The organism is Streptomyces sp. SID11385 (assembly GCF_010548245.1).
Classification (GTDB): Bacteria; Actinomycetota; Actinomycetes; order Streptomycetales; family Streptomycetaceae; genus Streptomyces.
Map to the genome: position 1 here is coordinate 1 of NZ_JAAGLR010000021.1, position 1,796 is coordinate 1,796.

Annotated in this window: 2 protein-coding genes and 1 pseudogene; all 3 read left to right on the forward strand. The window is 75.9% G+C overall.

Annotated elements, in window-relative coordinates; translation table 11 throughout:
* Positions 1-151: pseudogene (locus tag G3I42_RS00890) on the forward strand (transporter associated domain-containing protein); the annotation flags it as partial.
* Positions 148-1,176, forward strand: coding sequence for a hemolysin family protein (locus G3I42_RS00895; RefSeq protein ID WP_164281943.1), 1,029 nt, complete (start codon positions 148-150; stop codon positions 1,174-1,176). The pseudogene G3I42_RS00890 and the gene G3I42_RS00895, both read left to right, overlap by 4 nt.
* Positions 1,177-1,268: 92 nt before the next feature.
* Positions 1,269-1,796: SGNH/GDSL hydrolase family protein (locus G3I42_RS00900; RefSeq protein ID WP_164281944.1), on the forward strand; the 528-nt coding region annotated here is incomplete at its 3' end.

A 1,796-nucleotide genomic window follows, 5' to 3' on the forward strand; every position in this document is an offset into this window, starting at 1 on the left:
GCTGGGGCGCGTCCCGCGCGCCGGGGACCGCGTGCGCGTGGCCGGCTGGGAGCTGCGGGTGGACAGCGCGGACGGGCGGCGCGCCGGGCGCGTACGACTGCTCGCACCGGGCGGCGCGGCGCACGCGCGGACGAGGGAGCCGAGCCTGTGATCGCGCTGCAACTGCTCATCGCCCTGGCCACCCTCGTCGCGAACGCCTTCTTCGTCGGCGCCGAGTTCGCGCTCGTCTCGGTGCGCCGTGCGCAGATCGAGCCGCGCGCGGAAGCCGGGGAGCGGCGGGCGCGTCGCGTGCTGTGGGGGCTGGAGCACGTCTCCGGGCTCATGGCGGCGGCGCAGCTCGGCATCACGCTGTGCACGCTCGTGCTCGGGATCGTCGCCGAACCGGCGATCGCGCACCTCCTGGAGCCCGGCTTCGGCGCCGTGGGCCTGCCGCACGGGCTCGTGCACCCGGCCGCCTTCGTCGTGGCGCTCGCGCTCGCGACGTACCTGCACATGCTGCTCGGCGAGATGATCCCGAAGAACATGGCGCTCGCGGACCCCGTGCGCGCGGCGCTGTGGCTCGGTCCGCCGCTCGTGGCGCTCACGCGGGCGCTCGGCCCCGTGATCTCCGGGGTGAACGCGGTGGCGAACGGCGTGCTGCGCCTGCTGCGCGTCGAGCCGCGCGACGAAGTCGCCGCGGCGTTCTCGGACGACGGGATGGCGCGCCTCGTGGCCGACGCGCACGCGGCGGGACTCCTCGACGCGCGCTCCGGGCGGCGGCTGCGGGACGCGCTGGCGCTCGGCCGCAGACCGGTACGGGACGTGGCGATCCCGCCGCGGCGCCTCGTGACGGCTCCGCTCGGGACGACCCCCGACGGGCTCGTGGCGCTCGCCGCCGCGTCCGGGTACTCGCGTTTCCCGGTCGCGGACGCGGACGGGCGGCTCCTGGGCTACCTGCACGTCAAGGACGCGCTCGGCCCGCGCCCCGCCGACCTCCCCTTCGCCCCGCGCGAGCTGCGCCCTCTCCCCCGCCTCCCGGCCGGCACCCCGCTCGACGCGGCCCTGACCGCGCTGCGCGCCGAGGGCGCCCACCTCGCGGCGGTCACGGCCCCGGGCGAAGGGCTGGTGGGCCTCGTCGCGCTGGAGGACGTCCTGCGCGAGCTGATCGGCAGGGGGACGGAGCCGGTGGCGGCCTGAGCGGCGGCCGGTACGGGCAGGTGGTGGCGGCCGGGCCCGGCCGCCACCGGGCTCGCCCGGGCCCCGTACCGGCCGGTACGATCGCACTCGCCATGTCGATCAATGCCACCTACACCAGCCTCGTCGCCGTCGGGGACAGCTTCACCGAGGGCATGTCGGACCAGTTGCCCGACGGGTCCTACCGGGGGTGGGCGGATCTGCTCGCCGCCCGTCTCGCGACCCGCGCCCCCGGATTCCGGTACGCCAACCTCGCCGTGCGCGGCAAGCTCATCGAGCAGATCGTGCGCGAACAGGTCGGTCCCGCCGCGAAGATGGGCGCCGATGTCGTGACTCTCGTCGGCGGGCTCAACGACACCCTGCGCCCCAAGTGCGACATGGGCAGGGTGCGCGGGCTGCTCGAAGAGGCGGTCGAGACGCTGGCGCCGAGTTGCAAGCAATTGGTGCTCATGCGCAGCCCGGGCCGGCAGGGCCCGGTGTTCGACCGTTTCCGGCCGCGCATGGAGGCCCTGTTCGCGTGCATCGACGAACTGGCCGCCCGGCACGGCGCGCTGGTCATCGACCTCTACGGCTCGGCGGCGCTCGGCGACCAGCGGATGTGGGGCGTCGACCGCCTGCACCTG